Source organism: Gallaecimonas xiamenensis 3-C-1, assembly GCF_000299915.1.
In the GTDB taxonomy this organism is placed as follows: domain Bacteria; phylum Pseudomonadota; class Gammaproteobacteria; order Enterobacterales; family Gallaecimonadaceae; genus Gallaecimonas; species Gallaecimonas xiamenensis.
In genome coordinates, this window is sequence record NZ_AMRI01000002.1 from 62,931 (window position 1) to 76,495 (window position 13,565).

The following is a 13,565-nucleotide window of genomic DNA, read 5'->3' on the forward strand; positions in this document are numbered from 1 at the left end:
ACAGCCAGGACCAGCCATGCGACACAGCGGCAGAACCCCCAGCCAGACCCGCCAGGTCACCCTTACCCGCAATTTCACCGCCCATGCCGAAGGTTCGGTACTGGTGGAGTTCGGCAACACCAAGGTGCTGTGCACCGCCTCCGTGGTGGAAGGGGCGCCCCGTTGGCTTAAAGGCAAGGGCCAGGGTTGGGTCACCGCCGAATACGGCATGCTGCCCCGCGCCACCCACACCCGTAACGACCGTGAAGCGGCCCGTGGCAAGCAGTCCGGCCGGACCATGGAAATTCAGCGCCTGATCGCCCGCAGCCTGCGTGCCGCTGTGGATCTCACCCAGCTGGGTGACGTGACCATCACCGTCGACTGCGACGTGATCCAGGCCGACGGCGGCACCCGCACCGCCGCCATCACCGGTGGCTGCGTGGCCCTCTATGACGCCCTGAGCTGGATGCTGGCCAAGAAAATGGTCAAGGCCAATCCCTTCAAGCAATGGGTAGCGGCCCTATCGGTGGGCATGGTGGCCGGCAACGCCGTTTGCGATCTGGACTACGTGGAAGACTCCAGCGCCGAGACCGACATGAACGTGGTGATGACCGAAGATGGCCGCATGATCGAGGTGCAGGGCACCGCCGAGGCCGAGCCCTTCAGCCGCCAGGATCTCAACGCCATGCTGGAGCTGGCCGAGAACGGCATCCGGGATCTGTTCGACGCGCAGCGCGCCGCGCTGGTTTGATTGTTATTGACGGGGCATTGGCCCCGTTTTTTATGGGACCGACATCATGAAAGCCTACCAAAAAGCCTTTATCGAATTTGCCATCGAGCGCCAGGTGCTGCGCTTTGGCAGCTTTACCCTCAAGTCCGGCCGCCAGAGCCCATATTTTTTCAACGCCGGCCTCTTTAACACCGGCCGCGATCTCGCCAAGCTGGGCCGCTTCTATGCCGACGCCCTGATGGATGCCGGTATCGACTTTGACCTGCTGTTCGGCCCGGCCTACAAGGGCATTCCCATCGCCACCACCACCGCCGTGGCCCTGAGCGATCACCACGACAAAGACTACCCCTACTGCTTTAACCGCAAAGAGAAAAAAGAGCACGGCGAAGGCGGCAGCCTGGTGGGCAGCCCCCTCAAGGGCCGGGTGATGCTAGTGGACGACGTGATCACCGCCGGCACCGCCATCCGCGAGTCCATGGACATTATCCAGGCCGAAGGGGCCGAACTGGCCGGGGTACTGATTGCCCTGGACCGCCAGGAAAAAGGCAAGGGTGAACTCTCTGCCATCCAGGAAGTGGAGCGGGACTTCGGCTGCCAGGTGATCTCCATCATCACCCTGGCCGACCTCATCAGCTATCTGGAGCAAAAACCGGACATGCAAGAGGCTTTGCAAGCGGTGCGGAACTATCGTGCAAGTTACGGTGTCTGACCAGCGTTGCATTGAAACAAGGATGTTCAGGGCCCAGGCCCTTTTTCAAAGTCTGTAAGACCGACGGCCAGAAAAGCTACCTTTTCTGGCCTTTCTTTTTATCTGTCGTCAAATATTGAATTGAGAATTGTTTTTATTTAAGGTGTCGTGCTTCTGCCGTATAGATAGCAAGCCGCCTACATGAACGCTCGGACTCTCCTCTCCCTGGCCGTGGCCAGCGCCCTGTTTGGGCCCCAGGCCTTGGGCGCCGAAGACAACCTCGAACGCATTACCGTCACCGGCCGGGCCCAGTCCCTTTACCGGGTTGATGACGGCTCCCTGGCCACCAAGACCGACACCCCTCTGGCACGTACCCCCCAGTCGGTGCAGATCCTGCCTTTGTCGCTGATTGAAGATCAGGCGGCCCTAGAGGTGACGGACCTGTACCGGTCTGTCAGCGGTGTCAGCCAGTACAACTATGCGTCCGTGACGTTCCGGGGTTTTCGCCAAAACGAGGTGCGCTATGACGGTGTCAGGGGTGACCCCTATGCGGACGTGTCCACGCCGCAGCTGTTCAATATCGAGCAGGTGCAGGTGCTCAAGGGCCCAAGCGGCGCCCTGTACGGGGCCGGCGACCCCGGCGGCCTTATCAACTACGTCACCAAGAAACCCGGCTACCAGCACGATAACCGCCTGAAGTTCACTGCCGGCAACCAGGATTTTGTCAGTGGCAGCCTGGAGCTGTCCGGCCCCCTGACCGAGGCAGCGGATCAGCGCTACCGACTGGGGCTCTACCAAGACCATGAAAACCCCTATCGTTGGAACACCGACAACAGGCGCCGTGTCCTGGATGGGGGCTACGCCCTGGATCTGGGCCAGGACAGTACCCTTACCCTGCAGCTGACCGATGTGACGCAGCACCAGGGTGGTGCCCGCCTTAGGGGTATTCCCGCCGACGCCGAGGGGAACTTCCTGGCCGATGCCCGTTGGAACGCCAATGAGGCGTCCGACTTTCTGAGCCTGGACGCCACCGTCTACCAGGCCAGGCTCGACCATGATCTCAGCGACTGGCTGTCCAGCAACCTGACGGTCCGCTATTTCGACAATACCGAGCGCCAGCAATACCACGAACCGGCCAGCGCCGATGACAGTGACGGTGATGGCCTGGTGGACTACGCCGAGCGCCAGTACCGGGACCAGACCCGGGACAACAGCGCCGGGTCCCTGACCGGTAACCTGGTTGCCGAGCTGGGCAGCCACACCCTGCTGTTGGGGGGCGATCTGGCCCGCCAGGATGAAGACTTCTACTACCAAAGGGCCAGGACCGCCGACGGCGTTGTTGGTATCAGCTACAGCGACCCCCAGTACGGCGTTACCGACCCGGCCAGTTACCGGATGCGCCTGGTGACCGACTCCAAGGCCCGCAGTTTACGTTATGGGGTCTATGTGCAAGACCAGTGGCGGCTGACCGACGCCTGGGACCTGGTGGGCAGCGTTCGCCTGGACGGCTTCGAAGACAAGCTGAAAGACAATATCGGCGGCGGCGAGGAAAGTTTCCACGACAGGGGATGGTCCTACCGGTTGGGCAGTACCTACCAGCTCAGCGAGCAGCTGCACCCCTATGTGAACCTGGCCACCGGCTACAGCCCCCAAGACCTGTCCAGCCAGCAACAAAGCAAAGGTGGCCCTTTCGACCCCGAGCTGAGCAAACAATGGGAAGCGGGGCTGCGCAGCGACTGGCTGAACGGCGCCATCAACCTTAACCTGGCTGCCTACCATATCGAGCGCAAAAACATATTGCAGACCGACCCAAGCGACAGCGATCGTCTGATGGCCCTTGGCAAGGTACGCAGCAAGGGGTTCGAGGTGGACCTTTTGGGTGACATTGCCAGCAACTGGGTGCTGAACGCCAACTACGCCTATAACGACGCCGTAGTTAAAGAAGCCAGCAGTGGTATCAGCCGCTCTGTTGGCAAACGCTTTGCCAACGCACCACGCCATCAGTTCGGGCTTTGGACCCGCTATGACATCACCGCCATCGACTCGGCCATCGCCTTGGGTGCCGATTACGTGTCGGAGCAGTTTGACCAGGACGGCAACCGCATCAAGGCCTATACGGTGTTCGATGCTTCCTGGCAGACCCACTGGCAGGCCTGGCAGTTCCAGCTCAACGTCAAGAACCTCTTCGACAAGGCCTACGCGGTCAGCGGCCTGCTGGGACGCACCGGCCAGTTCCCCGGGGAGCGCCGGCGCCTTTACCTGTCGGCCAGCTACCGCTTCTAACAAAAAAGGCGCCCTGAGGCGCCTTTTTCATGGGTACTGGCTTAGTAGCCCATGTGGCTCATGCCGGCCAGCATGGCCATGCCGCCGAACAGCATGAACAGCACGGTCAGGATGATGCCGATCAGCACCATGACGCCGGAAATGGTGAAAAACGTTTTGAGTTTGTTCATGGCCTCGGTCATGCCTTCGGCAGAACCGCTGCGCTGGGCCGCTTCAATGGCGCTGGCGGCTTGGAACAGCAGGACGCCGGTCCAGATCGGCAGCCAGGCCCAGAGAATACCCACGATGGACAGGGCTTGCAGGGCGCCGGAAATGATGGCGATCACGCCGACCAGCTTCATCCAGCCTTTGGCTTGGAAAAGGGGCAGGCTCAGGCGTTGGATGATGTCTTGTTGCTCAGTTTGCATTGTCTCTCCTTGAGATAACGATGAAGGCTCCCTGCCAAGGCTCAGAGCAGTTGTTGTTCTATCAACTGCCACTGGGCGGCAAAACCTTCGGTGGGTTGGTGTTTGAATCCGGAGCGCACGAACTGCCCGATACGGCCCTCGGCGAAAGCCAACAACAGATTGGCCAGGACCCCTTCATCGACTGAAAAGCCTTTCCCTTCCCTTAGGCGGCGCTCGCGCAGGATTTGCTTAAGCTGGGTTTCCAGTTTCTGAAACAGCAGCTCGATACGGTCGCGCAGGCGCTCCTGTTCGCCCTGCAGGGCGTCACCGTTAATGATACGGGTAAGACCGGGATTTTTCTCGGCAAAGGTCAGCAGCAGGTGCAGTAGATGATGAATGCGGGTCAGGGTGTCCTTTTCGTCCTTGATGATGAGGTTGATACGAGAGAGGAGGGATTCCTCGATAAAATCGATCAATCCTTCGAACATCCGCGCCTTGGAGGGGAAATGGCGATACAGCGCCGCTTCTGAGACACCCACCTGTGCGGCCAGTTTGGCCGTAGTAATGCGTTGCCCTGCTTGGGTTTCCAGCATTTGGGCCAGGCTTTGGAGGATTTGGTCTCGGCGGCTGACTTTGGCGTTGGCCATGGTTACAACTTCCCTGCAAGATGAAGCAGGGGTCGCAGGCGCGACCCCTCAAAGGTATGACTAGTTTATCTTGTGTTCAGGAAGGAAAAAAGCACCACTCAGTGCCGTCCAGAGTGTCCGAAGCCCCCTTCGCCGCGTTCGGTGGCTTGAAAGTCGTCCACCAGGGCAAATTCGGCCTGCACTACCGGCATAAACACCAGCTGGGCTATGCGTTCACCGGGGGCGATGGTGAAGCTGTCATTGCCTCGGTTCCAGACCGACACCATCAGCTGGCCCTGGTAGTCGGAGTCGATCAGCCCCACCAGGTTACCCAGCACTATGCCGTGCTTATGGCCAAGGCCACTGCGGGGCAAAATGGTGGCGCAGAGGTTCGGGTCCTGGATGTAAATGGCAAGACCGGTGGGTACCAGGGTGGTCTGGCCCGGCGCCAGTTCGATGGGGCCGTCGATAACGGCGCGCAGGTCCAGCCCGGCAGAGCCGTCGGTGGCGTAGGCGGGCAGAGGGAACTCGGTGCCGACGCGGGGATCGAGGACTTTCAGTTGGATCGGGGTCTTCATGCTTTCTCACTCAAAAGGGTTGCCAATTCGGCCATCAGTTGCCGGGCCAGGTCTCGCTTGCTGGCCCTGGGCAAGGGCAGCTGGCGGTCAGGGGTGATCAGGGTCAGCTGGTTGTCGTCCTGGCCAAAGGCCAGGCCGTCGCCTACGGCATTGGCGGCGATCAGGTCCAGGCCCTTGCGCTGTAATTTGTCGCGGGCGTAGTGCTCCACGTCCTGGGTTTCGGCGGCAAAGCCCACCACCAGCCGTGGGCGGGCCGCCAAGGCCGCCACTTCGCTGATGATGTCGGGGTTTTTCACCATCTCCACCGTCAGTTTGTCCTGGCTTTTCTTGATCTTCTGGGGCTGGCTGCTGGCCGGACGATAGTCGGCCACGGCGGCGCAGCCGATAAAAATGTCGCAGCCGGCGGCCGCGCCAAGGGCGGCATCACGCATCTGTAACGCCGACTCTACATCCAGGCGGCTGACCCCGGCCGGTGTGGCCAGGCTCACCGGGCCGCTGACCAGGGTGACCTCGGCGCCAAGGGCTTTGGCGGCTTCGGCCAGGGCAAAGCCCATTTTGCCGGAACTGTGATTGGACAGGTAACGCACCGGGTCCAGGGGTTCGCGGGTGGGGCCGGCGGTGATCACCACCTGGCGACCTAACAGGGGCTGGGGGCCGAACAGGGCTTCGGCCTGGGCTACCAGCTCCAGGGGCTCCTGCATGCGGCCCGGGCCCACATCGCCACAGGCCTGTTCGCCGCCATTGGGGCCCCAGATGTGCACGCCACGGCGTTGTAGCAGGGCCAGGTTGTCCTGGGTGGCCTGGGCCTTGTACATCTGCTGGTTCATGGCCGGCGCCACCGCCAAGGGGGCGCTGGAGGCCAGCACCAGGGTGGTGAGCAGGTCGTCCCCCATACCCTGGGCAATACGGGCCAACAGGTTGGCGGTGGCCGGGGCTATCAGGATCAGATCGGCCCACTTGGCCAGCTCGATATGGCCCATGGCCGCTTCGGCGGCCGGGTCCAACAGGCTGTCACCCACCGGGTTGCCGGACAGGGCTTGCAGGGTCAGGGGCGTGATGAATTCCTTGGCCGAATCTGTCATCACCACCCGCACCTGGGCGCCCCTTTCTTTCAGGCGCCGGACCAGATCTGCACTCTTATAGGCGGCGATGCCGCCACCGATACCCAGCAGTATGCGTTTTTGAGAGAGGGTCATGGTCACCTTCCAGCCTGTTGAAGGCCGCTAAGATAGCATATTTGGCCGCTAGCCTCGTCTACCCTTAAGTTCCCCCCTCTGGTGTCGTTGCAAAACAGGGAACCTTTATCTGGAGGCTCTATGGGTAGCTTGCCAATCAAAATTCGAATCATCCTGCTGGCGGTGGTACCGGTGCTATTGGTGTCACTGGTGTCCAATCTGCAACTCTGGTGGCGCCAAAGCGGCGAGTTGGAGAGCAGCCTGGCGCAAGTACGCAGCCAGATGATGGATGACCACAAAGCCCAGCTCACCAGCTACCTGCGCCTGGCGACGACCGCCATCGAACCTTTCTACCAGCAAGACGGCCCCCAGAGCCGTGAGCAGGCCAAGGCGGTGCTGCGCCGGCTGCGATACCAAGACGACGGTTACTTTTACGTCTATGACCAAAACGGCGTCAACCTGGTACACGGCGCCAATGCCAAGCTCGAAGGCCAGAACCTGCTGACCATGAAAGATAAGATGGGCAACAGCGTTATCCAGGACATCCTCGACAGCACCAACAAGGGTGACGGCTTCAGCCGTTTTTACTGGAACAAGCCGTCCAAGGGCACCGAAGAGCCCAAGCTGGCCCTTGGAGTCAGTTTGCCCAAGTGGGGATGGGTGCTTGGCACCGGTTTTTACATCGACAATGTGGACGAACAGGTCAATACCCTCAGAGCTCAGGAAGAGAGCCGGTTCCGGGGCCTGGTAATGTCCATGGTGATAGGTTCTTTGGTGCTGGCCGCCCTGGTGGCCCTGGCTGCCTTGTGGTTGGCGTCGGGCATCAACAGCCCCTTGCAGCAGTTGCTGGCCAACCTCGATGACATTTCCCAGGGGGAAGGCGATCTTACCCGCCGCCTGAGTGTGCAAAGTCGGGACGAACTGGGGCGCCTGGCTGATGCCTTCAACCGTTTTGTGGCCAAAATTCATCAGTCCATCGGTGACGTGGCCGGAGTGACCGGCAAAATCACCGGCAGTATCGATGTCATCCACCGCCAATCCCAGGACAACCAACAGCAGATGCAGCGCCACCGCCAACAGACAGAACAGGTGGTGACCGCTGTTACCGAAATGAGCGCCACCGCCCAGGAAGTGGCCAGCAGTGCCAGCCGCGCCGCCGACGCCACCGCCCATGCCGACCGGGAGTCGGCCAAGGCTACCCAGGTGGTGCAAACCGCCATCGCCAGCATCGACGGCCTGGTGCAAGACGTAGGGGAAGCCGGGCGGGTGATCAACGACCTGGACCAGGATACCGACAAGATCTCCCAGGTGGTGGAGGTGATTTCCGCCATCGCCGAACAGACCAACCTGTTGGCCCTCAACGCCGCGATCGAAGCGGCCAGGGCAGGCGACCAGGGCCGTGGCTTTGCGGTGGTGGCCGACGAAGTGCGTAACCTGGCGGCCCGTACCCAGCAGAGCACGGTGGAGATCGGCACCATGCTGCAAAGCCTGCAGAGCAGCGTCAAAAAAGCGGTGGACGTGGTGCAAGGCAGCCAGCTGCGCAGCCAGCAGACCATGGCAGAGGCCAACAAGGTGGTGGAGACCCTCAACGTGGTAGCCATGGCCGTGGGCACCATCAATGAGATGAACATGCAGATAGCCTCCGCCGCCGAGGAGCAGAATGCCGTTTCCGAGGAGATTAACCGCAATTTGACGGCCATCTCCGAGATCGTCGAGCACCTGGCCAAGGGCGCCGACCAGGCCAAGGACAATGGCAGCCAGCTGGCCCAGGCCAATCAGACCCTGGGCCAGCTGGTGGGGAGTTTTCGCATCTAGGGCCGGTCAAGGCCGGCCAGGGAGGGCTGATGGCAATAACAGATTGGCCCGAGGCCGAGCGGCCACGGGAAAAACTGCTGCACCAAGGCCCTGGGGCCCTGAGCGATGCCGAACTGCTGGCCATCTTTTTACGGGTGGGCATCAGCGGCAAGGACGCAGTAACCCTGGCCCGGGAGCTGCTGGGCCAATTTGGCGGCCTGCGCAACCTGGTTAACGCCGAGCTTGAGCAGTTTTGTCAGGCCCCCGGCCTGGGGCTGGCCAAGTTCGCCCAGCTGCAGGCGGCGGTGGAGCTGACCCGCCGCTTTTTAGGCGAAAAGCTGAGCCGCGAAGCGGTGCTGAGTTGCCCCGATGATGTGCGCCATTACCTGCTGAGCCGTCTGCGGGACCAGCCCAGAGAGCTATTCTGCCTATTATTGCTGGACTCCCAGCACAGGGTCATTAAACTGCACGAGCTGTTTTTCGGCACCTTGGACGCCGCTGCCGTCTACCCCCGTGAGGTGGTAAAGGCGGTGCTGGCGGCCAATGCTGCCGCAGTGATCCTGGTGCACAATCACCCCTCCGGGATCGCTGAGCCCAGCCGGGCCGACCGACAGCTGACAGAGCGCCTGGGTGCGGCTCTGGGGCTGGTGGATGTGCGGGTGCTGGACCATCTGGTGATTGGAGATGGAGAGGCCATTTCCTTTGCGGAACGCGGCTGGCTGTGATCTTTCTTGATCTTGCCGGCGCTTTTCTGTATAAATTGCGCCCTCTCTGCGCCTGAGGCGACGGCCTCGAGGTGATAATCGCTCGAGCTGATGTTTTTGGAGATTATTGACAATGTCCCGAGTATGCCAAGTAACCGGCAAGGGTCCGGTAGTGGGTAACAACGTTTCCCACGCTAACAACAAGACCCGTCGCCGTTTTCTGCCTAACCTGCAAACCCACCGTTTCTGGGTAGCCAGCGAAAACCGTTTCGTTAAGCTGCGCCTGTCCACCAAGGGTATGCGTATTATCGACAAGAAGGGCATCGACGCCGTACTGGCTGACCTGCGTGCCCGTGGTGAGAAGATTTAAGGGGTAAACCATGGCAAAAGGTATTCGTGAGAAGATCAAGCTGGTTTCCACTGCCGGTACCGGTCACTTCTACACCACCGATAAAAACAAACGCAACATGCCGGAAAAGATGGAAATCAAAAAGTACGATCCGGTTGTGCGCAAGCACGTTGCCTACAAAGAAGCCAAAATCAAATAAGATTGTGGCCTTCTTGAAAAAACCCGACCTCGGTCGGGTTTTTTTATGGCTGGCGCACGAGAAGCGGGCTGGGGGAGGGCGGTGTTAATTGCAGCGCCAGGGGTTATGCTAGGCCCATCTCAAGGAGGTCTTGATGTCTCTTATCCTGTTTGAATTGGCCGGTGCCAGCCCAGAGCGCCGTTTCAGCCCCTTTTGCTGGCGCAGTCACCTCGCCCTTTGGCACAAGGGCCTGGACTTTGACGCCCGCCCCTGGCGCTACAACGACAAGGCGCTGATCGCCGCCTCCGGCCAGGGCAAGGTGCCGGTGCTGTGTGACGGCGACAAGGTGCTCCACGAATCCTGGGATATCGCCTGCTACCTGGAAGAGCAATATCCCAATGGCCCCAGCCTCTTTCCCGAAGGCCAAGCTGCCGCCAAAGCCTTTATGGATAGCTGCAACTGTGACCTTAACCCCTGCCTGCGCTGGTTCTTGTTGCCGGTGATCCACGGTTTGCTGACCCCAGGAGACCAGGTCTATTTCCGGGCCAGTCGTGAAGCGCAGATCGGCATGGCTCTGGAGCACTGCCCGCAACAGGCCGACCGCAGTGCCCTCAATAAGGTGCTGGATGGCTTTGCCAACCGCCTTGGCGACCAGGCTTTTTTTGCCGGTGCTGAGCCCGGCTACAGCGATTTTAGCCTGATGGGCTCGGTGCTCTGGGGCGCCGCCGCCTGGCCAGAAGACTTCCTGGCTGCCCAGCCGCTGCTTAGGGCCTGGCGGGCACGCCTGGCGGCCTTGTTCCCCGGCCTTGCCCATTTTCGTTTCTATTACCCCTTGTAAGGAGCCTGCATGCCGGAGTTGCCGGAGGTTGAAACCACCCGCCGGGGCGTGTCCCCTTACCTGCTGGGCCAGCGCATAGCGCGCATCGAGGTGCGCCAACGCGGCCTGCGCTGGCCGGTGCCTGAGGCCCTGGCGTTGCTGGAGGGCCAGGTCATAGACAAGGTCAGCCGCCGGGCCAAGTACTTGCTGATTGAAACGGCCATGGGCTCGGCCCTGGTGCATTTGGGCATGAGCGGCGCCCTGCGTATCCTCAGCGAGCCCCAGCCGGCGAGCAAGCACGACCATGTGGACCTGGTGTTGGCCGGCGGCCAGATAATGCGTTACACCGACCCGCGCCGTTTCGGTGCCTGGCTCTATGTGCCCCCCGGTGAGCAGCACCAGTTGCTGGGTAAACTGGGGCCCGAGCCCCTAACGGCCGACTTTGACGGTGCCAGGCTCTTTACCCTGAGCCGTAACCGGCAGATCCCGGTCAAGACCTTCATCATGGACAACGCCGTGGTGGTGGGGGTGGGCAACATCTACGCCAACGAAGCCCTCTTTATGGCCGGCATAGACCCCCGTCGCCCGGCCGGCAATATCAGTAGCGAGCGCTACCAAAAATTGGCCTTGGCCATCAAAGAGGTGCTGGCCAAGGCCATAGAGCAGGGCGGCACCACCCTCAAAGACTTTACCGCTGCCGACGGCAAGCCGGGCTATTTTGCCCAGGAACTGCAAGTTTATGGCCGCAAGGGCCAAAGCTGTCAGCAATGTGGCAGCGAGCTCAAAGAGGTAAGAATAGGGGGACGCAGCACGGTATACTGCGGCCTTTGTCAGCGCTGATTGAGGAGTAGTAGTGCTATGGCGAGGTATTTGATAGCGGGAGCCGGTTTGGCCGGGGCGGTATTGGCCAGGGAGCTGGCCGAAAGCGGTGCCCAAGTGGTGGTGCGTGATGAGCGCGATCATGTGGCCGGCAATTGCCATACCGAGCGCGACCTTGAAACCGGCGTCATGGTGCACCGCTACGGACCTCATATCTTCAATACCAACAGCGAAGAAGCCTGGGACTACGTCAACCGTTTCACCCCTTTTCGGCCCTTTATCAACCGGGTGAAGGCCGTGACTCATAAAGGGGTGTTCAGCCTGCCGGTCAACCTGCACACCATCAACCAGTTCTTCAACGAGGCGTTCAGCCCGGCTGAGGCCAAAGCTTTTGTGGAAGGGTTGGGGGACGATATCCCTGAACCGGCCAACTTTGAAGAGCAGGGGCGCAAGTTGTTGGGCTCGGCACTGTATGAGAGTTTCTTCGACGGTTACACCCGCAAGCAATGGGGCTGCGAACCCAGCGAATTGCCGGCCTCGGTGCTAAAGCGGCTGCCGGTGCGCTTCAACTATGACGACAATTACTACAACGCCAAGTATCAGGGCATGCCGGAGCAGGGCTACACGGCTATGGTGCAAGCCATACTGGAACACCCCAATATCCAGGTGGAACTGGGGTGCAGCGTGGCGCCGCAAGACGCCGAGGGTTTTGACCACCTGTTCTGGAGCGGGCCGCTGGACCAGTATTTTGATTGCCAGCTTGGCAAACTGGGCTACCGCACCGTCTATTGGACCGAGGAGCGCAGCCAGGGGGACGCCCTGGGTAATGCCGTGCTCAACTACCCGGACATGAGCGTGCCCTTTACCCGCAAGCATGAACACAAGCACTTCACCCCTTGGGAGCAGCACGAGCAGACCATCGTCTTTACCGAGTTCAGCAAGGCCACCGAAGAGGGTGACATCCCTTATTACCCGGTCAACAGGCCCGCCGACAAGGCCCTGTTCCGCCGCTACGTTGAGCTGGCTAAAGGCTGTGACGGCGTGTCCTTTATCGGTCGCCTCGGCTCTTATCGCTACCTCAATATGGACTTGGTGATCCTCGAAACCCTGGCCTTCGCCCGGGCCTTTTTGAACGATCCCAGCCTGACCTTCCCTCCCGCCGTTGAAGAGATGCTTGCCCAATGAAAAACCTGGTGATCTGTTGTGTGGGTGACGGCTCTTTGCACCCCCAGTGGCTGGAAGGCCCCAAAGATTTCGACCTTTTCCTGATCTACTTTGGCAACGAGCCAGGGCAATATCAGGAGCAATGCCAATATTACGCCCAGGCCAAAGGCAGCAAGTGGCAACTGCTGAGCAGCCAGATCGCCGAGCACTGGCATTGGATAAAAGACTATGACGCCATCTGGTTGCCGGACGACGACATCAAGACCGATGCCGCCAACATCAACTTGATGTTTGACTACTTCCATCGCTACCGGCTGCCCCTGGCGCAGCCAGCCCTGACACCGGACAGCTATATCAGCCTGAAAATCACCCGTCAGCGGGACTGGGCGGCGCTGCGTTATACCAACTTCGTGGAAGTGATGGTGCCCATCATGACCAGTGACGTGTTGGAAATGCTGCTGCCGACCTTTACCCTCAACAAGACAGGCTGGGGCGTAGATTACTACTGGAACAAGCTTATCAGGGACAGCGGTCGTGGCCCCTTGGGGATCATCGATGCGGCGGCGGTGACCCACACCAGGCCGGTCAATACCAATGGCGGTTTCTACCAGGCCATGGGTATCAACCCCGGTGAGGAGAAGCGGGAAGTACTGCGCCGTTTCAAGCTCAGTAAGAAAAAGCGCCATTACGGCGCTGTTATGGATTGGGCGGGCAGGGCCGTCAAGCTGCGCTGGCTGCCCTACCTCTTTTGATCAGAACCTTTTCTGGATAGACAGGGTCAGGCTGTAGACGTCGAAATAGATGTCCTGGCGCCCTGTCGGTTCACCGGGTTCTTTGTCGCGGGCCATTTTATCGGCGCCCCTGAAATCCAGGCCAATAGACCAGCTCTTGGACGGCAGTCGGTAACTGGCCCCGAAACCATAGTAATAGCCGTAGGCGGGGCGGGTGTCGTCCAGGCGGGCGCCCCCCAAAAAGCCATGTACTTCCAGGTTATTCCACAGCGGATAGCGATAATCCAAGGCGCGCAGGCCCAGCAGGGTACTGCCGTTGCTGCGATCGAGATCCAAGGCGACCCCCAGCAGGCCTTGGCCGGCAGTGCGGTAGGCTCCTGCCATCAGGTGGGGGGTGATCTCTGTGCTCTCGTTATAGGGTTCCAAACCCGGTGAGCCCGGATCGATCCGCTCACGGCTGATGCTGGCACCGGCTTCGGTGAGAAAAGTCGTGGCACTTGCCTGGCTGGCAGCCAGGCAAAACAGGGCCATGGCCACTGGGGTTTTGCAATTCATCATTATTCC

General features: G+C 60.5%; 16 protein-coding genes. 11 read left to right on the top strand and 5 right to left on the bottom strand.

All coding sequences use genetic code 11. The features are described from left to right. Window positions 1–16 precede the first annotated feature (16 nt). From rph to B3C1_RS01565, 3 genes are all read left to right on the top strand, one after another. On the top strand, window positions 17–730 hold the full coding sequence (rph, locus tag B3C1_RS01555; RefSeq protein ID WP_008482443.1) for a ribonuclease PH: 714 nt from the start codon (window positions 17–19) through the stop codon (window positions 728–730). Between the two features lie 46 nt (window positions 731–776). Then, the gene (gene pyrE, locus B3C1_RS01560) at window positions 777–1,418 is read left to right on the top strand and encodes an orotate phosphoribosyltransferase (RefSeq protein ID WP_008482445.1); all 642 of its coding nucleotides are present in this window, start codon (window positions 777–779) and stop codon (window positions 1,416–1,418) included. Between the two features lie 180 nt (window positions 1,419–1,598). Then, the gene (locus B3C1_RS01565) at window positions 1,599–3,680 is read left to right on the top strand and encodes a TonB-dependent siderophore receptor (protein ID WP_008482446.1); all 2,082 of its coding nucleotides are present in this window, start codon (window positions 1,599–1,601) and stop codon (window positions 3,678–3,680) included. A gap of 41 nt (window positions 3,681–3,721) precedes the next feature. Here B3C1_RS01565 and B3C1_RS01570 read toward each other — a convergent pair whose 3' ends face one another. From B3C1_RS01570 to coaBC, 4 genes are all read right to left on the bottom strand, one after another. Next, window positions 3,722–4,087: a DUF5362 domain-containing protein gene (locus B3C1_RS01570; RefSeq protein ID WP_008482447.1), complete on the bottom strand. Its 366-nt coding sequence runs from the start codon at window positions 4,085–4,087 to the stop codon at window positions 3,722–3,724. A 41-nt stretch (window positions 4,088–4,128) separates the two neighbouring features. Next, window positions 4,129–4,713, bottom strand: a complete 585-nt coding sequence (gene slmA, locus B3C1_RS01575; protein WP_008482448.1) for a nucleoid occlusion factor SlmA — start codon at window positions 4,711–4,713, stop codon at window positions 4,129–4,131. Window positions 4,714–4,811: 98 nt separating this feature from the next. Beyond that, window positions 4,812–5,270: a dUTP diphosphatase gene (dut, locus tag B3C1_RS01580; protein WP_008482449.1), complete on the bottom strand. Its 459-nt coding sequence runs from the start codon at window positions 5,268–5,270 to the stop codon at window positions 4,812–4,814. After that, complete coding sequence (coaBC, locus tag B3C1_RS01585) at window positions 5,267–6,466, bottom strand: bifunctional phosphopantothenoylcysteine decarboxylase/phosphopantothenate--cysteine ligase CoaBC (RefSeq protein WP_008482450.1); 1,200 nt, start codon at window positions 6,464–6,466, stop codon at window positions 5,267–5,269. The genes dut and coaBC overlap by 4 nt, the downstream gene beginning before the upstream one ends. Window positions 6,467–6,586: 120 nt before the next feature. Between coaBC and B3C1_RS01590 the strand changes: the two genes are divergently transcribed. The 8 genes from B3C1_RS01590 (at window position 6,587) to B3C1_RS01625 (ending at window position 13,022) form a co-directional block, all read left to right on the top strand. Continuing rightward, window positions 6,587–8,260, top strand: a complete 1,674-nt coding sequence (locus B3C1_RS01590; protein ID WP_008482451.1) for a methyl-accepting chemotaxis protein — start codon at window positions 6,587–6,589, stop codon at window positions 8,258–8,260. 29 nt (window positions 8,261–8,289) lie between these two features. Beyond that, on the top strand, window positions 8,290–8,964 hold the full coding sequence (radC, locus tag B3C1_RS01595) for a RadC family protein (RefSeq protein ID WP_008482452.1): 675 nt from the start codon (window positions 8,290–8,292) through the stop codon (window positions 8,962–8,964). 112 nt (window positions 8,965–9,076) lie between these two features. Further along, a complete protein-coding gene (gene rpmB / locus B3C1_RS01600) occupies window positions 9,077–9,313 on the top strand; it encodes a 50S ribosomal protein L28 (protein WP_008482453.1) in 237 nt (78 codons plus the stop codon). A gap of 10 nt (window positions 9,314–9,323) precedes the next feature. Beyond that, on the top strand, window positions 9,324–9,491 hold the full coding sequence (gene rpmG, locus B3C1_RS01605; protein WP_008482454.1) for a 50S ribosomal protein L33: 168 nt from the start codon (window positions 9,324–9,326) through the stop codon (window positions 9,489–9,491). Between the two features lie 133 nt (window positions 9,492–9,624). Further along, window positions 9,625–10,308: a glutathione S-transferase family protein gene (locus B3C1_RS01610; RefSeq protein WP_008482455.1), complete on the top strand. Its 684-nt coding sequence runs from the start codon at window positions 9,625–9,627 to the stop codon at window positions 10,306–10,308. A gap of 9 nt (window positions 10,309–10,317) precedes the next feature. After that, window positions 10,318–11,127, top strand: a complete 810-nt coding sequence (mutM, locus tag B3C1_RS01615) for a bifunctional DNA-formamidopyrimidine glycosylase/DNA-(apurinic or apyrimidinic site) lyase (protein WP_008482456.1) — start codon at window positions 10,318–10,320, stop codon at window positions 11,125–11,127. An 18-nt stretch (window positions 11,128–11,145) separates the two neighbouring features. Next, complete coding sequence (locus tag B3C1_RS01620) at window positions 11,146–12,291, top strand: UDP-galactopyranose/dTDP-fucopyranose mutase family protein (protein WP_008482457.1); 1,146 nt, start codon at window positions 11,146–11,148, stop codon at window positions 12,289–12,291. Then, window positions 12,288–13,022 carry a DUF707 domain-containing protein gene (locus tag B3C1_RS01625; RefSeq protein WP_008482458.1) on the top strand — a complete coding sequence of 245 codons (735 nt, stop codon included), beginning with the start codon at window positions 12,288–12,290 and terminating at the stop codon, window positions 13,020–13,022. The genes B3C1_RS01620 and B3C1_RS01625 overlap by 4 nt, the downstream gene beginning before the upstream one ends. Here B3C1_RS01625 and B3C1_RS01630 read toward each other — a convergent pair whose 3' ends face one another. Further along, window positions 13,023–13,556 carry a hypothetical protein gene (locus B3C1_RS01630; protein WP_008482459.1) on the bottom strand — a complete coding sequence of 178 codons (534 nt, stop codon included), beginning with the start codon at window positions 13,554–13,556 and terminating at the stop codon, window positions 13,023–13,025. Window positions 13,557–13,565: the final 9 nt, after the last annotated feature.

Coding starts and splice junctions, on each gene's coding strand:
- rpmG (WP_008482454.1), top strand. CDS start 9,324: ATGGCAAAAGGTATTCGTGAGAAGATCAAGCTGGTTTCCACTGCCGGT.
- coaBC (WP_008482450.1), bottom strand. CDS start 6,466: ATGACCCTCTCTCAAAAACGCATACTGCTGGGTATCGGTGGCGGCATC.
- B3C1_RS01565 (WP_008482446.1), top strand. CDS start 1,599: ATGAACGCTCGGACTCTCCTCTCCCTGGCCGTGGCCAGCGCCCTGTTT.
- dut (WP_008482449.1), bottom strand. CDS start 5,270: ATGAAGACCCCGATCCAACTGAAAGTCCTCGATCCCCGCGTCGGCACC.
- radC (WP_008482452.1), top strand. CDS start 8,290: ATGGCAATAACAGATTGGCCCGAGGCCGAGCGGCCACGGGAAAAACTG.
- rpmB (WP_008482453.1), top strand. CDS start 9,077: ATGTCCCGAGTATGCCAAGTAACCGGCAAGGGTCCGGTAGTGGGTAAC.
- B3C1_RS01625 (WP_008482458.1), top strand. CDS start 12,288: ATGAAAAACCTGGTGATCTGTTGTGTGGGTGACGGCTCTTTGCACCCC.
- rph (WP_008482443.1), top strand. CDS start 17: ATGCGACACAGCGGCAGAACCCCCAGCCAGACCCGCCAGGTCACCCTT.
- B3C1_RS01620 (WP_008482457.1), top strand. CDS start 11,146: ATGGCGAGGTATTTGATAGCGGGAGCCGGTTTGGCCGGGGCGGTATTG.
- B3C1_RS01590 (WP_008482451.1), top strand. CDS start 6,587: ATGGGTAGCTTGCCAATCAAAATTCGAATCATCCTGCTGGCGGTGGTA.
- B3C1_RS01610 (WP_008482455.1), top strand. CDS start 9,625: ATGTCTCTTATCCTGTTTGAATTGGCCGGTGCCAGCCCAGAGCGCCGT.
- pyrE (WP_008482445.1), top strand. CDS start 777: ATGAAAGCCTACCAAAAAGCCTTTATCGAATTTGCCATCGAGCGCCAG.
- mutM (WP_008482456.1), top strand. CDS start 10,318: ATGCCGGAGTTGCCGGAGGTTGAAACCACCCGCCGGGGCGTGTCCCCT.
- B3C1_RS01630 (WP_008482459.1), bottom strand. CDS start 13,556: ATGAATTGCAAAACCCCAGTGGCCATGGCCCTGTTTTGCCTGGCTGCC.
- B3C1_RS01570 (WP_008482447.1), bottom strand. CDS start 4,087: ATGCAAACTGAGCAACAAGACATCATCCAACGCCTGAGCCTGCCCCTT.
- slmA (WP_008482448.1), bottom strand. CDS start 4,713: ATGGCCAACGCCAAAGTCAGCCGCCGAGACCAAATCCTCCAAAGCCTG.